Genomic DNA, 591 nt, shown 5'->3' on the forward strand with positions numbered 1-591 from the left:
GTTGTTATCAGTCAGCTTTCCAAATTGTTAAAGAGCGAGTGTTATTCCCAAAGGAATGAATCACTTTCTAATGACTTTCAGCGTCAAACAAACCAACCAGTTCAATTACTTAATCTGGTTTGGAAGTGTGCATCCAAAAATCCTTAGAGAGTGGTGGGCGATACCGGGCTCGAACCAGTGACCCCCTGCTTGTAAGGCAGGTGCTCTCCCAACTGAGCTAATCGCCCACATTGTTTTCTTACCTAAAGTAAGCATTTCCGTGGGAGGAAATGGTGGGTCGTGCAGGATTCGAACCTGCGACCAATTGATTAAAAGTCAACTGCTCTACCAACTGAGCTAACGACCCATGGTATCCCGTAGGGGAGTCGAACCCCTGTTACCGCCGTGAAAGGGCGGTGTCCTAGGCCTCTAGACGAACGGGACACTAAGTTGCGAATGTTTGGGAACATTCTTTCTCTAAAACTGTATAAACCATCAATCTGTGTGGACACTCATCTGTGTAATCATCGTATAAGGAGGTGATCCAGCGCCAGGTTCCCCTAGCGCTACCTTGTTACGACTTCACCCCAGTCATGAACCACAAAGTGGTGA

Annotated in this window: 3 tRNA genes and 1 rRNA gene; all 4 read right to left on the reverse strand. The window is 47.2% G+C overall.

Annotation, left to right across the window (positions count from 1 at the left end):
* Window positions 1–151: 151 nt before the first annotated feature.
* Window positions 152–227, reverse strand: a tRNA-Val gene (locus AACW06_RS19935).
* A 43-nt stretch (window positions 228–270) separates the two neighbouring features.
* Window positions 271–346 (reverse strand) — tRNA-Lys (locus tag AACW06_RS19940).
* 1 nt (window position 347) lies between these two features.
* A tRNA-Glu gene (locus AACW06_RS19945) sits at window positions 348–423 on the reverse strand.
* A gap of 88 nt (window positions 424–511) precedes the next feature.
* Window positions 512–591: ribosomal RNA gene (locus AACW06_RS19950) — 16S ribosomal RNA — on the reverse strand; the annotation flags it as partial.

The sequence above is a fragment of the Vibrio sp. S12_S33 genome (genome assembly GCF_963889785.1).
Lineage (GTDB): Bacteria > Pseudomonadota > Gammaproteobacteria > Enterobacterales > Vibrionaceae > Vibrio > Vibrio aestuarianus.